The organism is Streptomyces sp. CB00316, assembly GCF_001905595.1.
Lineage (GTDB): Bacteria > Actinomycetota > Actinomycetes > Streptomycetales > Streptomycetaceae > Streptomyces.
Window position 1 is genome coordinate 190834 of sequence record NZ_LIXI01000006.1, and the last position, 15763, is coordinate 206596.

Genomic DNA, 15763 nt, shown 5'->3' on the forward strand with positions numbered 1-15763 from the left:
AGAAGGAGGCGCATCCGGTCACCCGGATGCGCCTCCTGACGCGACGCGCACGCACGCGCACGGCGCAGCGCGCACGCGTCACACCTCAGCGACCGTCAACGGTCGAAGCGCTCGCGCGCCTGGTCCGTCGCGTCCTGAGCCCGGTCCCGCAGGCCGGTCGACGCGTCGGAGCCGCGCTGCCGCTGGTCGCGGTTGCGGTCGCGACCCTTCGAGCCCCGCTCCTGGGCCTCGTCCTTGCCCTGGCCGGCCTTCTGCTTGGCCTGGTCGGCGAGGTCCTGCGCCTTGTCCTTGAACTGGTCTGCGATACCCATGCTGTTCACTCCTGTGGGATGCCTGGGGTACGTGTGGAATGGCCCCCAACGGGGCCGTGCTCAGCGTTACACGCCCCGACATCCCGCGCATTTCGGACCGCTACCGACCGTCACGGACGGTCAGTACGCCCCGCACGCGCGTCCTGGTCCGCCGCTCCCCCGGCCCCCACCAGCCCCTTCGACACCGTGTGCAGCCGCGGCTCGAAGCGCCGCATCTCGCGCTGTCCGCCGATCGCGATGACCGAGGGCAGGTACCCGCGGACCGACTGCATCCCGCGCAGCCACCACTGGGCGTACACGTGCGGGGAGCGCCGCGCGATCCCGTCCACGATGCGCTCGACGGCCGGGCCGAGCGGGTACGTACGGTTCATCGGCCACGGCAGCCGCTGGCGCAACTCCCGCATCACGTCGTCCTGGTCGGCGCCGCGCACCATGTCGGTGTCGGTCCAGGAGAGGTAGCCGACGCCGACCTTGACGCCCTTGTAGCCGACCTCGGCACGCAGGCTGTGCGCGAACGCCTCCACGCCCGACTTGGAGGCGCAGTACGCCGTCATCATCGGCGCCGGGGTGACCGCGGCCAGCGACGCTATCTGGAGGAAGTAGCCGCGGCTCTCCATCAGCACCGGCAGGAACGCCCGCCCGGTGACCGCCCCGCCGATCAGGTTCACCTCGATGACCCGCCGCCAGGCGTCCGGGTCCGAGTCGACGAACGGGCCGCCCGAGGCGACCCCGGCGTTGGCGACGACCACGTCGACCTTGCCGAACCGCTCCTTGACCTCGCGCGCCACCTGGGCCATCGCCGTGTGGTCGGTGACATCGGCGAACCAGTGGTCGCTCTCGCCGTGCAGCCGCTCGGAGACCTTCTTCAGCTCGTCCGGCTCCAGGCCCACGAGCGCCAGCGTCGCCCCGCGCGCCGACAGCTTGCGGGCCAGCAGCTCGCCCACGCCCCGGGCCGCGCCGGTGACGACGACGACCTGGCCCTCCAGACTCCGCCTGCTGCTCATGCGACATCCTCCTTCTCGGACGTGGCGGCCGTGGGGTCCGTGGCGCCGTCGGTGGCCGTCGGGGCTGCGACGTACCGGGTGGTCAGTTCCCTGAGCTTCGCCGTCACGGCCTCCGGGGCCTCCAACGGCGTCATGTGCCCCATGCCGGCCAGCTCGGTCAGCCCGAGGCCGACCGGCAGCGCCGCCGCGATGGCCCGCGCGTGCACCGGCGGGGTGAGCCGGTCGTCCGTACCGGCGATGACCGCCGTCGGCACCCGCAGTTCGCGCACGTCCGCCGTCACGTCCAGCTCGGCGAGCACATGCCCCCATCCCACCCGTGCGCGGCGCGGACAGGCGTGCACGATCCGGGCGCAGACGTCGACCCGCTCCGGGGCCGAACCGGCGCCCATGGTGGCGTACTTGAGGACACGCTTCGAGACCGGGTTGACCGGCCCCAGCGGCGCCTTCGCCCCCAGGACCGCGGCGGTGAGCCGGGTCCGGAACGCGCTCGCCCGCAGCGGCAGCACAAGGGCCTCGGCGGTCAGCCGGCCGCTGCCGGTGGAGCAGAGGAGGACCGCTGCGGCGTGTTCGCGAAGGCCGGGGCGGCGGGCCGCGGCCATCAGCGTCATCCCGCCCATGGAGTGCCCGGCCAGCACCGCCTTCCGCCCGGGAGCGAGGGTGGCGGCGAGCACCGCTTCCAGGTCGTCGGCGAGCGCGTTGACGCTGTAGCCGCCGGGGCCGGGCTCGGGGGTGAGGCCGTGGCCGCGCTGGTCGTAGGCGATGACGCGGTGGTCGGCGGCGAGGCCCCGGATCTGCGCGGCCCAGAAGTGGGTGTTGCAGGTCCAGCCGTGGGCCAGGACCACCGCGGGGGCGTCCTCGGGGCCGTGCAGCTCGACGTGGATGCGGGAGCCGTCGGCGGACGTGACGAAGAGTTCGCTCGCGGGGACGGGCGGGGCGTCGTCGCGGTGCAGGAGCCGGCTCATCGGGCACCCTCCTCGACGACCGGCCCGCCGGCTTCCACGACCTCGCGCTCACCGCGACCCGGCTGCTCCAGCACGAGCCCGCTCCCGCCCAGCCGCCCGGCGCCCGGCTTCGCGGCCGCCCGGATGACGTCGTACTCCGCGAGGTCCACCGACCGCGTCTGCCGCCGGAACTCGCCCGTCGTGCCCGGCCAGACCGTCGTGTTGCGGCCCTCCGCGTCCAGGTACCAGCTGGTGCAGCCGCCGGTGTTCCACACCGTGCGCTTCATCCGCTCCTGGACCTTGTCGTTCCAAGCGGTGACTGCGGTGGAGCGGGCGCCGAGCGCCGCGCGGCCGCCGAGCACGTTCAGCTGCCGCAGGTAGTCGGCCATGTAGTTCAGCTGGGACTCGATCATCAGGATCATCGAGGAGTTCCCGAGGCCCGTGTTGGGGCCGATGATCGTCATCCAGTTGGGGAACCCGGCGGCGGTCGCGCCGCGCAGCGAGTTCATCCCGTCCTTCCAGGACTCGGCGAGCGTGATGCCCTCCTCGCCGACGACCCGCTCCGCGATCGGCATGTCCGTCACATGGAAGCCGGTGCCGAAGATGATCGCGTCGACCTCGGCCTCGCTGCCGTCGGCGGCGACCAGCGTGCTGCCGCGTACTTCACTGAGCCCGGAGGCCACCACATCCACATTGGGCTGGGCGAGGGCCGGGTAGTAGGTGCTGGAGAGCAGGATGCGTTTGCAGCCGATGCGGTAGTCGGGGGTCAACTTGGCGCGCAGAGCGGGGTCCTTGACGGCCCGCGCCATGTTGGACTTGGCCAGCTTCTCCACCAGGCCGAGCTGGTCGGGGTGCTTGGTGAACGCGCTGACCTGCAACTCCCTTATGCCCCAGAGCAGTCCGCGCCGTGCGGTGCCGGTGGCGGGTATCGCCCGGTGCAGTGCGCGCTCGGCCTTGCTGATGGTGCGGTCCATGCGCGGCATGACCCACGGCGGCGTGCGCTGGAAGAGCGTGAGCTTCGCGGTCTTCGGCTGGATCGCCGGGACGATCTGGATGGCGGAGGCGCCCGTTCCGACCATGGCGACGCGCTTGCCGGCCACGTCGTAGTCGTGGTCCCAGCGCGCGGAGTGGAAGACCTTGCCGGGGAAGGTGTCGAGCCCGGGTATGTCCGGCGTCTTGGGGTCGGAGAGCGGCCCGGTGGCGGAGACGACGACATCCGCGCGCAGGGTCGTGCCACCCGCGCACTCGATCACCCAGTACAGGTTCTCCTTGTCCCAGCTCATCAGCTTCACCTCGTGGTTCAGCCGGATGTGCGGGCGCAGCCCGAAGGTGTCGGCGACGCGCTCCAGGTAGGCCCGGATGTGCTCCTGGCCGGAGAAGGTGCGCGGCCAGTCGGGGTTGGGGGCGAACGAGAAGGAGTAGAGGTGGGACGGTACGTCGCAGGCACAGCCGGGATAGCTGTTGTCGCGCCAGGTGCCGCCCACCGAGTCGGCCCGCTCCAGGACGACGAAATCGGTGATGCCTTCGCGGCGCAGCCGGACGGCGGCCCCGAGGCCCCCGAATCCGGTTCCGATCACCGCCACACGTACGTGTTCCTGCTGGGCCATGCTGCCGCCTCCCCGCGGTACGTTCATGTGATTACGCCAGCAATCACTGGCATGGTTCGGAGAGTAGAGCAGGCTCGTACCGATGGGTAGGGGTCGGACCGAGGAAAGTTACTGGCGGTACAACATAGGGTGCCCCTGTGGCTGAAGGACGCGAGCACCGCGAATACCGCATGGAGGAGCTGGCCAAGGAGGCCGGCATCACCGTGCGGACCCTGCGCTTCTACCGGGAGCGCGGCCTGATCCCGCCGCCGCGCCGCGAGGGCCGGATCGCCTGGTACGACGACCACCACCTGGCCCGTCTGCGGACCATCACGGGCCTGCTGGAGCGCGGCCACACCCTAAACGGCATCGCGGACCTGGCCGCCACCTTCGAGAGCGGGCGCGATGTCGCCGAGGTGCTGGGGCTCGGCGAGCCGACCGAGGAGACCCCGGTCCGGCTCACCCCGGAACAGCTCGCCGACTACTTCGAGGGCGAGGTCACCCCGGAGAACCTGGCCACCGCCCTGGACCTGGGCTATCTCGCCACCGACGGGGACGAGATCGTCCACATCAGCCGGCGCCTGCTGGAGGTGTCGGCGGAGCTCGTACGGGAAGGGGTGCCGCTCGCCACGGTGCTCTCCTCGGGCCGACGCGTCCGCGAGCACGCGGACGCTCTCGCCGAAATCTTCGTACGCGTACTGCATGCCCATGCCGCGGAGACCGAACCGGCCCAACTCCGGCCACTGGCGCGTGCGGTGGTGGACGCGGAGCTGTCGATGGCGCTGGACCGGAGGCTGCGCCGCGAGGACGGCACGCAGCCCCCGAAAGCCGACTGACCGGACCTACCGCTCGTAGACGACCGTCACCGGCGCATGGTCGCTCCAGCGCTCGCCGTGGGTGGCGGCCCGCTCGACCCACGCCTTGACCGCGCGCCCGGCGAGACCCGGCGTGGCGATCTGGTAGTCGATGCGCCAGCCCGCGTCGTTGTCGAAGGCGCGCCCCCGGTAGGACCACCAGCTGTACGGCCCCTCGACATCCGGGTGCAGCTGCCGTACGACATCGACGTACGCGGCCTCCGCGAAGACCCGCGTCAGCCAGGCCCGCTCCTCGGGGAGGAAGCCGGAACTCTTCCGGTTGGCCTTCCAGTTCTTCAGATCGGCCTCCTGGTGGGCGATGTTCCAGTCGCCGCAGACCACGACCTCACGCCCGCCAGCCGCCGCCCTCGCCCTCAGACCCTGGAGGTAGGGCAGGAAGGCCGCCATGAAGCGCTCCTTCTCCTCCTGCCGCTCCGTGCCGACCTCACCGGAAGGCAGATACAGGCTCGCGACGGTCACGCCGGGGAGGTCGATCTCGACGTACCGGCCGCTCCCGTCGAACTCCTCGGCCCCGGGCACGTCGAACCCGCCGAAACCGATCTGGACCCGCTCCGGCGCCTGGCGGGAGTAGAGGGAGACCCCGGCGCGCCCCTTGGCGGCGGCGGGGGCGTGCACGGTGTGCCAGCCCTCGGGGGTACGGACCGCCTCGGCCAGCTGGCCCGGCTCGGCACGGACCTCCTGAAGGCAGACCACATCGGCGTCGGTGCCCGCCAGCCATTCCACGAAGCCCTTCTTCGCGGCGGCGCGGAGCCCATTAACATTCACGGTTGTCACGGTCAGCATCCCGAAACAGTACCCACCTCCACCCCTACCGATAGATATACGATAGTCGGCATGAATATCCGCCCGTCCCGCTTCGACCACCCCGACGCCGTCAAACTCAACGACCAGGTCCAGCTCGAATACGCCGAGCGCTACGGCGACGAGGGCGATGTCACCTACCTCGACCCCGCCATGTTCGAGCCGCCGCACGGTCTGTACCTGCTCGCCTACGACGAGTTGGAGCGCCCGGTGGCGACCGGTGGCTGGCGGACGCAGGACCGCAACCCGGAGGGCTACGCGGACGGCGACGCCGAGATCAAGCGGATGTTCGTGATCCCCGAGGGCCGCGGCCGGGGCCTGGCCCGCCGGATGCTCGCCGCCCTGGAGGAGGACGCCCGGGCCGCGGGCCGGGTCCGGATGGTCCTGGAGACCGGGGACCAGCAGCCGGAGGCCATAGCGCTGTACACCTCGTGCGGCTACACGGTCTGCGAGGAGAAGTTCGGCCACTACCGGGAGTACGAGAGCAGCATCTGCATGGCCAAGCCGCTGCGACAGCCGCTCCAGCAGCCGTGAGCTGTTCTTCTCGCCCGCCTCACTGCGGCGTCGCCAGCACCTGCGTCCAGTAGGGCCCGCGCGGCGAGTCGGCGATGCCCACGCCCACATGCGTGAAGTTGCAGTTGAGGATGTCGTCCTTCCGGCCCGGGCTGCGGTGCCACTGGTCGGCGACGGCGGCCGGGTCGGCGTTCCCCGTGGCGATGGTCTCGCCCACGGCGGTCCACAGGTAGCCGGAGTCGGTCACCCGGTCGCCCATGCCCCGGCCCGTGGAGTCGGTGTGGCCGAAATAGCCGTGGGCCGCCATGTCCTCGGAGTGGCGCTGGGCGACCTCGGTGAGCCGGGGGTCGGTGGTCAGCTGCGGGCAGTCGTTGTGGGCGCGCAGGGTGTTGACCTCGGCGACGAGGCGCGTCTGGGGACGGGGCCGCGCCCGGGGCGCCGGGCGCGGTGACGGTGGCGGGGCCACGGTGGACGGCGAGGCGCCCGGGGCGGAGCGGCTCGGCGTGGGAGTGGGAGTGGGCGTCGGGGACGCGGACGGGGTGGCCGCCGTGGCGACTGGGGGCGGCGCGGGCGCCGGGAGCTGCGTCGTACCCCCCTCGGCGCGGGGCGCGGGCGGCGCGGGCGCCGAGGGCCACAGCAGTACGGCGATCGAGGTCACGGCGGCCGCCGCGGCGACGAGCCCCGCCGCCTTCCCCGCCGAGAACCCGGCCGGAGCCACGGCCGGGGCGACAGCGGCGGCGGCGTGCTGGCCGCCGTCGTACAACGGCACCACCAGAGCGAGCCCCGAAAGCAGCCCCTCCGGCGGTACGAGCCCCGAACTTGTCGCCGAGCAGGAGGCGCAGCCGCGTATGTGGCGGGCTGTGCGCTTGCGCCACAGGGGCGTGGGCGCCCCGTCCCAGTCCTCCACCAGGGCGTCCAGATAAGGGCAGCGGGGTTCGGCGGCCAGCGCCCGGACGACCGCGCGCCCGACGTCGAGTTGGTTCTTGACCCGCTGGACGCGTACGGCGGTGTGCTGGGGTGAGAGCCCGAGGGCGTCCGCCAGCTCGGCCCGGGTGAGCTCGCCGGTCGTCTCCAGCCACCAGAGCGAGAGCACATCGCGTTCCGCGTCGTCCAGCCAGCGGGTCGCCTCGGCGGTCTCGCGCCGCTGGCCGGAGAGTTCGAGGCGCAGGATGGTCAGGTCGACGAAGTCGGCGGCCGGGTCGGCCGGCTCGTCGGTCTCCTCCAGCGCGGCGGGTCGGTGGCCGAGGACGGACCAGCGGGTGCGGACCTGGTTCATGGCGATGGCCACCAGCCAGGACCGGAACCGGGTGGGATCGCGCAGCGAGGAGAGACCCGAGAGCGCGCGGAGCATGGTCTCCTGCACCACGTCGTCCACGTCCGGGTGGCCGTTGAGGGCGCGGCCCACGACGTTGTAGACGAGCGGCAGGTAGAGGGAGGCGAGCCGCTCCCCGGCCGCCTGGTCCCCGTCCCTGGCCGCGACGACCAGTGCGGTGACGTCCACGCCGTTCACGCTGTTCACCACGTGCTCACTTCCTCGGGCCGTGCGGAGGACGCCGGGCAGCGCATCCCCGGAGTGTGGGGCAGGTCACTCCTGGGGGTTTTGTTATCCGGTCCCTTTCCGGTGGTCAACCAGTATGCGGGGACCTTACGGGTGCCCCGCGGCGGGAGTGCCGGGATGGGGGAGGGACATGTCGAGCAGGACGGAAACATGCGTCGGGCTGCCGGACGCCGGGGACACGGAGCGGGCCGCGGCCTCTCGAAGGGCGCTGGAGATCGACGGGGCCGCCACGGAGGCCGACGCCTTCCCTGCCGCCCTGCGGGAGGCGCTGGGCCGCCGCGGCCTCTCCCTGGAGCGGGTGAGCGAACGGCTCAGGGCGCGCGGCATCGGCGTCAGCCAGGCCACGTTGAGCAGTTGGCAGCGCGGCCGCAGTCAGCCGGAGCGGGCCCGGTCGCTGCGGGCCGTGGAGGTGCTGGAGGAGATCCTGGACCTGCCGGGCGGGGCCCTGCGCTCGCTGCTCGGCCCGCGCCGCCCGCGCGGCCGGGTCGCACCGGCCCGCGGCGAGGGGGCGGCTCTCCAGGTGCTGGGCGAGGACTCGGTGGTGGAGAAGGCGCTCGGCGAGCGGTTCCGCCACTTCAACCAGGAGACCGGCTCGCTGCTGATCCACGACGTGGTGACGCTGGGCGCGAGCGGAACGCTGAGCAACCTCACCACGACCAATGTGCTGCGGGCCAATCGCGCCGGAGCTGACCGCGCGCTGTTCGTGCTGAGCTTCGACGACGAGCAGGCGGAGCCGCTCGACATCCGCGTCACCAGCGGCCGGCTCGGCGAGGCGACGTACCTCAAGGGGCTCAAATCCCTCGTGCTGGAGATTCACTTCGGCCGGGAACTCGCCAAACTGGACACGACCGTGGTGAGTTACGCCGTCGATGTGAGCCCGTCGCGGGAACCGGCCGCCCACTACGAACGCTGGTCGCGGGCGAATCTGCACGAATACCTTCAGCAGGTCTTCTTCCATCCGGACGCGCTCCCCTCGGGCTGCCGGCGGTACTTCCGGGACCAGGTGGGCTCCCCGCCCCGTGCGCAGCGGCGTATTTCGATGAACGATTTCCACAGCACCCATGTGCTCGCCTCCCGGTGCAAACCCGGAGTGCACGGAGTGGCCTGGGATTTCGACACGAAGGAATGACGGAAACGGTGGAAACGGTGGAAACGGGAGACCGCCCAGGGTCAGTGGACGGTCTCCCGCGTATGCGGCACCTTCACCCGGTCGGGGCTACTTGGTGTTGAGCGTCAGCCCGTAGTACTTCAGGGCGTCGTCCAGCGGCTGGAAGTACGACGAACCGGGCGAGTTCACCTGGCCGTTGCACCGCTGGCTGATCGGCCCGCCGGAGGTCATCCCCTGGGCCTGGTTGCCGGAGACGTAGGCGCCTCCGCTGTCCCCGCCCTGGGTGCAGACGGTGGAGCTGGCCAGACCGGTCACGACGGTGTCCGGTCCGCCGTTCTGGTCGGTGTAGGTGACGCTGACGTTGTACGAGCCGACCTTGCCGCAGGTCCAGCCGGTGGTCTGGCCGGCCTTGCAGAGCGCCGAACCCTGCGGGGCCCGCTGGCTGCCCCGTACGGCGACGGTGCCCGCCTTGCCGTACGTGGTGATGTCCAGGCCGATGGAGTGGCCGGCATCCACGGTGGCGATGCCCATGTCCACGCTGCGGGTGCCGAGCGCGAACCGGGTGTGGGTTCCCTTGGCGAACCGGGTCCCGTTGTAGGCGAGTGCGGGCAGGTCCTCGATGCAGTGCCCGGCGGTCACGAGCACCTGCTTGCCGCTGCGGTCCTTCGCCCCGTAACCGACGGAGCAGAGGTAGCCGTTGAAGGTCATGCGACTGCCCGGCGGCACGACGGCCTGCGTCTCCAGCTTCTCCTGGCCCCGGACGACGCGTACGGCGTCGCCGTTGCTCCTCGCGGCCTTGAGGAAGGTACGGGTGGCTGCGTCGGAGGCCCCGTTGACCTCGACGGTCACGGTGTCGGACGCGAGGTCCACGGACCACGCCGACACCCCGGCCGGGGCGCTCTTGAGGGCCTTGGCGTCGAGCTGGGCCTTGATCCGGTTCAGCTCGCCCTCGCCACGCTCCGGGACCCGTGCTGCGAGTCCCGCCGCCTTGACCTCCTTCGCCGCCTCGGCGTCGGCGGCGTTGACGACGAGCGTCCCGTCCTTGGCGAAGAAGGCCCCGAGGGTGGAGACCTTCTCGGCCCGCAGCTTCGCGAACCGGTCCTGCTGCCGCGCTTCCTTGTCGAGCCGCTCGACGGCCTCCCGCTCGCTCACGCCCAGGGTGGTGGCGAGAGCCTGGACCATCTCCGGCTGATACTTCAGCGGCGCGGATTCCGCCGTACCGGCGTAAGCCCCTGTGGCGACTCCGGCCGACAGGAGGGCGCCGATGGAGGCCGCCACGATGTATCTGCGCGCGTTCTTCTTTCCGTGCTTCACGCGATTCCTTCCGCTACACGGGCGAAGCGTCCAGACAATGGGGGGGGTGGCCACACCACGCTTGGGGACGCGCGATGTGTTCCATGGACACTGCCCGGCGGCGATGACATGTTCCTGTCGCCGCGCCTCGAACTCTCGCGTAAACGGAACTGCCGCGACAAGGACCGGAGATGGGGCTCTTATCTACAGAACTGGCCGAGAACTGTAGAGAAACACGGCGGAAACACAACGGACGGGGCCCCCGCCCCCCTGCATGAGGTGGCAACTGCCACTCCATGCTCCGGTTGAGGGCCTGAGCTGTCGCTCCTTCGTCCTCGGAAGCCGCGCCATGCTCTCAGCGCCAACCGCACATCGACGCTACCTGTGGGCCGACACCATGTCATGCACGAGGACGCGGCTCGCTGGGCGCCCGGATCGCGTGGTCAACGACCGAGATGCTGGGCCTTGTGCGCGGCCCAGCGCTCCATCAGCGACCCGAACTCCTTCTCGAGGAACTGGAAGAACTCCAAGGTGTCGTTGATCCTGCGCCCCTGAGGGGTTTGGAGCCCGAAGTGGTCCACGCCCTCCCGCATGGTCGCCTGCCAGTTCCTCAGTACGGCGTCGCGCTCCATCAGGGCGCTGTGCCACTGGTCGCCCTGTACGCGGTAGCGCTCACGCCGCGAACCCGGCTCCCTCTCCCGGCTGACCATGTTGACCTGGGCGAGATAGCGGACAGCACCTGACACGGCTGCCGGGCTGACCTTCAGCCGCTCTCCCAGTTCGGGGGAGGTGAGAGCCCCTTGCTCCGAGGAGAGCAGAGCCGCGAAGACCCGGGCCGGCATGCGAGCCATCCCGGCTTCGACTAGCTGGGCGGCGAAACGCTCCACGAACTGCGAGGTGGCGGCCTCGCTGTCGTGGGCCTGCCCACTGCCGTCATCCGCGGGGCCCTCATGTCGCCGCCGCTCACCCATGTCCTGGCTCCCTTTCACATGGCCTGGGCAACCCGGCGCTTCCGGCCTCCCACGGAAGTGTACCGAGCGATTCATACAGTTCCTTAACTTCACACATTTCTGAATTGAGCGTACGTTCAGAATCATGAAGAAGGCAATCACTGTGGTCGGACTGCACAAGTCGTTCGGCCGGACACACGCCCTCGACGGCCTCGACCTGGACGTCGACGCCGGCGAGGTCCATGGCTTCCTCGGCCCCAACGGTGCGGGCAAGTCCACCACGATCCGAGTCCTTCTCGGGCTCCTGCGCGGCGACTCGGGCTCCGCCCAGCTCCTGGGCAGGGACCCGTGGAAGAATGCCGTCGCGTTGCACCGGAGGCTCGCCTACGTACCCGGCGATGTCGAACTGTGGCCCAACCTCACCGGTGGGGAGGCGATCGACCTCCTGTCGAAGCTGCGCGGCGGTCTCGACCGACGGCGACGCGACGAGCTCGTGGAACGGTTCGACCTGGATCCGACCAAGAAGGGCCGTGCCTACTCCAAGGGCAACCGGCAGAAGGTCGCCATCGTCGCGGCGCTCGCCTCCGACGCCGAACTGCTGCTCCTGGACGAACCCACCGCGGGCCTCGATCCCCTCATGGAGGCCGTCTTCCAGGACGTCATCCTCCAGGCGAAGGCCGCGGGCCGGACCGTGCTGCTGTCCAGCCACATCCTGGCCCAGGTCGAGAAGCTCTGCGACCGCGTGAGCATCATCCGGCAGGGCCGCATCGTTCAGTCGGGCACGCTGAGCGAGATGCGCCACCTGACCCGCACGACGGTAGAGGCCGAGACCGAGCGCACGGCCGTCGGACTCGACACTCTGCCAGGTGTTCACGGGGTCCGGGTGCAGGACCGTCAGGTGAGCTTCACTGTCGACGGTACGCACGTCGGCACCGCCATCCGCGGGCTCGGCGAGTTCGGCATCCGCAGCCTGGTCAGTCATCCGCCGACACTGGAGGAACTGATGCTCCGTCACTACAGCGACGAGATCGCTGCCGACGGCCAGACGGGACGCGTCGACGGTGCTGAGAGTTCCGGCACCGTCACGGTCGCACCGGCCCGAGACGGTGACGAGGCCGCCCGATGACCGCCACCGTCGCCGTCTCTCCGGGCCGCCGAACCCCCCTGCCCGGTGCAGGCGCTTTCGTCGGCACCGCGACCCTCCTCCGGTTCGCCCTGCGCAGGGACCGTGCGCGCCTCGCCATCTGGTTGCCGGCGCTCTCCCTGGGCACGCTCGCCACGGTGGCCCAGTACGAGACCCTGTACTCCACCCCCGAGGAACGGACCAGGGCGGCCGCCACCATGGACAGCCCCGCCGCACTCGCCATGACCGGACCTCGCCACTACTTGTCCGACTACGACGTCGGCGCGATGCTCGGGCACCAACTGCTCGGCTTCATGGCGGTCCTGGTCGGCCTGATGAGCGTCCTGATCGTCATCCGGCACACGCGGCACGAGGAGGAGACCGGCCGGGCCGAGCTGGTCCGCTCCACCGTTGTCGGGCACCACGCCCAACTGGCCTCCGCGCTGGCCGTCGCGGCCCTTGCGAACATCGCCCTCGCCGTCCTGCTGGCGCTGGCCTTGATCTCGACGGGGATCGACGGGATCAGCACCGGCGAAGCCTTGCTGTACGGGCTGACGCACACGGTGATCGGTCTCGTCTTCGCCGGTGTCGCAGCGGTCACCGCACAGGTGACCGCCCACACCCGCGGCGCCACCGGTATGGCACTGGCACTGATCGGGGTCGCCTACGCGCTGCGCGCCTCCGGGGACGTCGGCAAGGACGCCCTGTCCTGGCTGACGCCGATCGGCTGGATCCAGCGAAGCTACGTCTTCGTCGACAACCGCTGGTGGCCCCTGCTGCTCTGCCTGGCGTTGGCCGCGCTGACCGCCGCCTTCGGCTTCGTATTGAGCACCCGGCGTGATGTCGGCGCGGGTCTGCGACCCGCCGGGCTCGGTCGCCGTACCGCGTCCGAGGCCCTCACCAGGCCTTTGGGCTTCGCCCTGCGGCTGCACCGGGCAACCCTGCTGGGCTTCTGCGCCGGACTGTTCCTGATGGGCACCATGTACGGCTCCATCCTCGGGGACGCCGCCGACATGGTGAAGAACATCGAACAGGTCCAGGAGGCGCTGGCACAGATCGGCGGCAGCTCCGTCGCCGAGTCGTTCGCCTCGATGGTGATGGTCGTCATCGCGGTCGTGGCCGCCGTGTACGTCGTGATGGCCTCACTGCGGCCTCGGACCGAGGAGAGCGCCGGCCGCGCCGAACCGCTGCTGGCCACCGGCCTCTCGCGCGACCGCTGGCTGGGCAGCCATGTCGCCGTCGCGCTGGCCGGCGGTACGGCACTGCTGCTCACGGCCGGGCTGGGCTTCGGCCTCGCGGGCGCCGCGTCCACCGGGGACAGCGGCCTCGTGGGTGAGTTGGTCGCGTCCGCAGCCGTGTACGCCCCCGCGCTGTGGGTGACGGTGGGTGTGACCGTCGCGCTCTTCGGCTGGTATCCCGGGGCCGGGGTCGCGGCCTGGACCGTGCCGGTGTACGCGTTCCTCGTCGGCTATCTCGGCGCGATGCTCCGGTTCCCCGGCTGGATGAACAACCTGTCACCTTTCGGCCACGTTCCCCGGCTCCCGGCCGCCCAGATGAGCTGGACTCCCATGGTGGTCCTCACCGCGGTCGCGGCCGGCCTGATCCTGCTGGGCATGGCGGGCTTCCGGCGCCGGGATCTGGAGACCAAGTGACGGGTGGACGACGCGGCAGGCTCGGTATCTGCCTCGGCGCCGCACCGGCGTGCTCTGTCCCTCTGCGAGTCAGGCCTCGCGGGCCCCCTCGTACATACCGTCGATGACCTGGGCGTACTCACGCTCCACGACGGGCCGTTTGACTTTGAGGCTCGGGGTGAGTTCGCCGTGCTCGATATCGAGGTCGCGCGGGAGCACGGCGAACTTCTTGACCGTCTGCCACCGCTGCAGGTCACCGTTGACCCGCTGGACGAAGCCGTCGATCAGCTCGTGGACCTGCGGCGAGGAGACGATCTCGGCATACGTGCGGTCGCCGAGGCCGTGGGACGCCGCCCACGACGTGATCGTGGTCGCGTCCAGGGTGATCAGGGCGGAGCAGAAGTTGCGGCCGTCGCCGATGACCAGGATGTTGCTGACGTACGGGCAGACGGCCTTGAAGCGGCCCTCGATCTCGGTGGGCGCCACGTACTTGCCGCCCGAGGTCTTGAACACGTCCTTCTTGCGGTCGGTGATCCGGACGTAACCGTCCTCGTCCACGTCCCCGATGTCACCGGTGCGGAACCAGCCGTCGCTCTCCAGCACCTCCGCGGTCTTCTCGGGAAGGTTGTGGTACCCGCGCATGACGCCGGGGCCTCGCAACAGGACCTCGCCGTCCTCGGCTATGCGGACCTCGGTGCCGGGCAGCGGTCTGCCGACCGTGCCGACCCGGTAGTCGTCGGCGGGGTTGATGGTGCAAGCCGCGCTGGTCTCGGTGAGGCCATAGCCCTCCAGGATGTGCACACCGGCGCCGGCGAAGAAGTAGCCGATGTCGGGAGCGAGGGCGGCGCTGCCCGAGACGCTGCCGCGCAGGTTGCCCCCGAAGGCCGCGCGGATCTTGCCGTACACCAGCCTGTCGGCGACGGCGTGCCGCACGGCGAGCGGCAGGGGCACCTTCCGCCGCCCGGTCGCCGCCCTGCTCTCCTGTTCTGTCCGGGCGTAGTCGCGGGCGACCTTCGCCGCCCAGAGGAAGATCTTGTACTTGGCACCTCCCTCGGCACGCGCCCGGCCCGCGATGCCGTTGTAGACCTTCTCGAAGATCCGGGGCGCCGACGCCATCAGGGTGGGCCGGACGGCGGGCAGGTTGGTGATGATCCGGTCGATCCGTCCGTCCACCGCCATCACATGCCCGGTCCTGACCTGACCGGCGATCAGTGCCTTGCCGAACACGTGGGACAGCGGTAGCCACAGGAACTGCACGTCGTCGGAGCGCAGCAGCCCGCTGGCCTCCTGGGCGACCCCTTGGTACGACCAGCAGTCGTGCACGAGGCGCACACCCTTGGGCCGGCCTGTGGTGCCCGAGGTGTAGATCAGGGTGGCGAGATGTTCCCGTTCGATGGCCCGGACCGTCTCCGCGACCGCGTCCGGGTGTTCGTCCAGGTATGCCGTACCCCGCTTCTCCAGCTCGGCGAGGGAGAGCACCTCCAGCCCCTCCACCCGAGGGAGGTCCGCCGCGGGGTCGAAGAGGATCGCGTGGCCCAACCCGGGCAGGCGTTCGATGTCGGAGGCGACCTTGTCCAGCTGCTCCGCGTTCTCGACGAAGATCGCGCGGCTGCCGGAGTCGGAGAGGATGTACACCGTCTCGTCGGCATGGGTGCTGGGGTAGACGGCAGTGGTGGCGGCGCCCGCGCACATCGCGCCCAGGTCGGCCAGGATCCACTCCACCCGGGTGGAGGAGGAGATCGCCACCCGTTCCTCGGGCCGCACTCCCAGAGCCAGCAGGCCGGCCGCGATCGCATGGACGCGTTCGGCGGTCCGGGCCCAGGTCAGCGAACTCCACTGCTCGGCGCCTTCAGCGCCGTCGTCGGCCGGCACGGGAAACCTGTAGGCCTCCTGGCCGGGCGTGGCTTCGACCCGTGCGAGAAAGAGATGCGCCACGGAAACCGGGCGGTTGTCGACAAGGGACTGCGCGGAACTCACATGGACCTCCGGGCCTGGGGGCGCCCATCTTCGAGTGATTTACTGACAGGTAACTCGCAAGCGGTGGTCAGACTATGGGGAAGTCTGCCTGC

The 15763-nt window shown here is 70.6% G+C and carries 14 protein-coding genes; 5 read left to right on the forward strand and 9 right to left on the reverse strand.

Going from position 1 to position 15763, the window contains the following annotated elements:
• Nucleotides 1-95: 95 nt before the first annotated feature.
• The 4 genes from AMK21_RS19110 to AMK21_RS19125 all read right to left on the reverse strand — a co-directional run bounded on the left by AMK21_RS19110 (nt 96) and on the right by AMK21_RS19125 (nt 3863).
• Entirely contained in the window at nt 96-311 is a 216-nt protein-coding gene (locus tag AMK21_RS19110; RefSeq protein ID WP_073879488.1) for a hypothetical protein, read from the reverse strand.
• Between the two features lie 110 nt (nt 312-421).
• Nucleotides 422-1315 (reverse strand): SDR family oxidoreductase, encoded by an 894-nt coding sequence (locus AMK21_RS19115; RefSeq protein WP_073879490.1) that lies wholly within the window; start codon nt 1313-1315, stop codon nt 422-424.
• Nucleotides 1312-2277, reverse strand: coding sequence for an alpha/beta fold hydrolase (locus AMK21_RS19120; RefSeq protein WP_073879492.1), 966 nt, complete (start codon nt 2275-2277; stop codon nt 1312-1314). Before AMK21_RS19120 ends, AMK21_RS19115 begins: the two co-directional genes overlap by 4 nt.
• Nucleotides 2274-3863 carry a flavin-containing monooxygenase gene (locus tag AMK21_RS19125; RefSeq protein ID WP_073879494.1) on the reverse strand — a complete coding sequence of 530 codons (1590 nt, stop codon included), beginning with the start codon at nt 3861-3863 and terminating at the stop codon, nt 2274-2276. Before AMK21_RS19125 ends, AMK21_RS19120 begins: the two co-directional genes overlap by 4 nt.
• Nucleotides 3864-4033: 170 nt before the next feature.
• Here AMK21_RS19125 and AMK21_RS19130 point away from each other — a divergent pair, with 170 nt between their 5' ends.
• The gene (locus AMK21_RS19130) at nt 4034-4678 is read left to right on the forward strand and encodes a MerR family transcriptional regulator (RefSeq protein WP_073879496.1); all 645 of its coding nucleotides are present in this window, start codon (nt 4034-4036) and stop codon (nt 4676-4678) included.
• 6 nt (nt 4679-4684) lie between these two features.
• Here the strand turns inward: AMK21_RS19130 and AMK21_RS19135 are convergent, their stop codons facing one another.
• Entirely contained in the window at nt 4685-5500 is an 816-nt protein-coding gene (locus AMK21_RS19135; RefSeq protein WP_073879498.1) for an exodeoxyribonuclease III, read from the reverse strand.
• 51 nt (nt 5501-5551) lie between these two features.
• Between AMK21_RS19135 and AMK21_RS19140 the strand changes: the two genes are divergently transcribed.
• Entirely contained in the window at nt 5552-6052 is a 501-nt protein-coding gene (locus AMK21_RS19140) for a GNAT family N-acetyltransferase (RefSeq protein WP_073879500.1), read from the forward strand.
• A 19-nt stretch (nt 6053-6071) separates the two neighbouring features.
• Here AMK21_RS19140 and AMK21_RS19145 read toward each other — a convergent pair whose 3' ends face one another.
• Complete coding sequence (locus AMK21_RS19145) at nt 6072-7553, reverse strand: sigma-70 family RNA polymerase sigma factor (protein WP_073879502.1); 1482 nt, start codon at nt 7551-7553, stop codon at nt 6072-6074.
• Nucleotides 7554-7719: 166 nt separating this feature from the next.
• Here AMK21_RS19145 and AMK21_RS19150 point away from each other — a divergent pair, with 166 nt between their 5' ends.
• The gene (locus tag AMK21_RS19150) at nt 7720-8718 is read left to right on the forward strand and encodes a helix-turn-helix domain-containing protein (RefSeq protein ID WP_073879504.1); all 999 of its coding nucleotides are present in this window, start codon (nt 7720-7722) and stop codon (nt 8716-8718) included.
• Nucleotides 8719-8805: 87 nt separating this feature from the next.
• On the opposite strand, the gene AMK21_RS19155 is transcribed toward AMK21_RS19150, so the two are convergent.
• Together AMK21_RS19155 and AMK21_RS19160 are read right to left on the reverse strand one after the other, a co-directional pair.
• Complete coding sequence (locus AMK21_RS19155) at nt 8806-10011, reverse strand: S1 family peptidase (protein WP_073879506.1); 1206 nt, start codon at nt 10009-10011, stop codon at nt 8806-8808.
• Between the two features lie 422 nt (nt 10012-10433).
• Nucleotides 10434-10961: a GbsR/MarR family transcriptional regulator gene (locus AMK21_RS19160; RefSeq protein WP_073879508.1), complete on the reverse strand. Its 528-nt coding sequence runs from the start codon at nt 10959-10961 to the stop codon at nt 10434-10436.
• Between the two features lie 124 nt (nt 10962-11085).
• Here AMK21_RS19160 and AMK21_RS19165 point away from each other — a divergent pair, with 124 nt between their 5' ends.
• Both AMK21_RS19165 and AMK21_RS19170 read left to right on the forward strand, forming a co-directional pair.
• The gene (locus AMK21_RS19165; RefSeq protein ID WP_073879510.1) at nt 11086-12066 is read left to right on the forward strand and encodes an ABC transporter ATP-binding protein; all 981 of its coding nucleotides are present in this window, start codon (nt 11086-11088) and stop codon (nt 12064-12066) included.
• On the forward strand, nt 12063-13715 hold the full coding sequence (locus AMK21_RS19170) for an ABC transporter permease (RefSeq protein WP_073879512.1): 1653 nt from the start codon (nt 12063-12065) through the stop codon (nt 13713-13715). Before AMK21_RS19165 ends, AMK21_RS19170 begins: the two co-directional genes overlap by 4 nt.
• A gap of 69 nt (nt 13716-13784) precedes the next feature.
• Here the strand turns inward: AMK21_RS19170 and AMK21_RS19175 are convergent, their stop codons facing one another.
• A complete protein-coding gene (locus AMK21_RS19175) occupies nt 13785-15671 on the reverse strand; it encodes an AMP-dependent synthetase/ligase (RefSeq protein WP_073879514.1) in 1887 nt (628 codons plus the stop codon).
• Nucleotides 15672-15763: the final 92 nt, after the last annotated feature.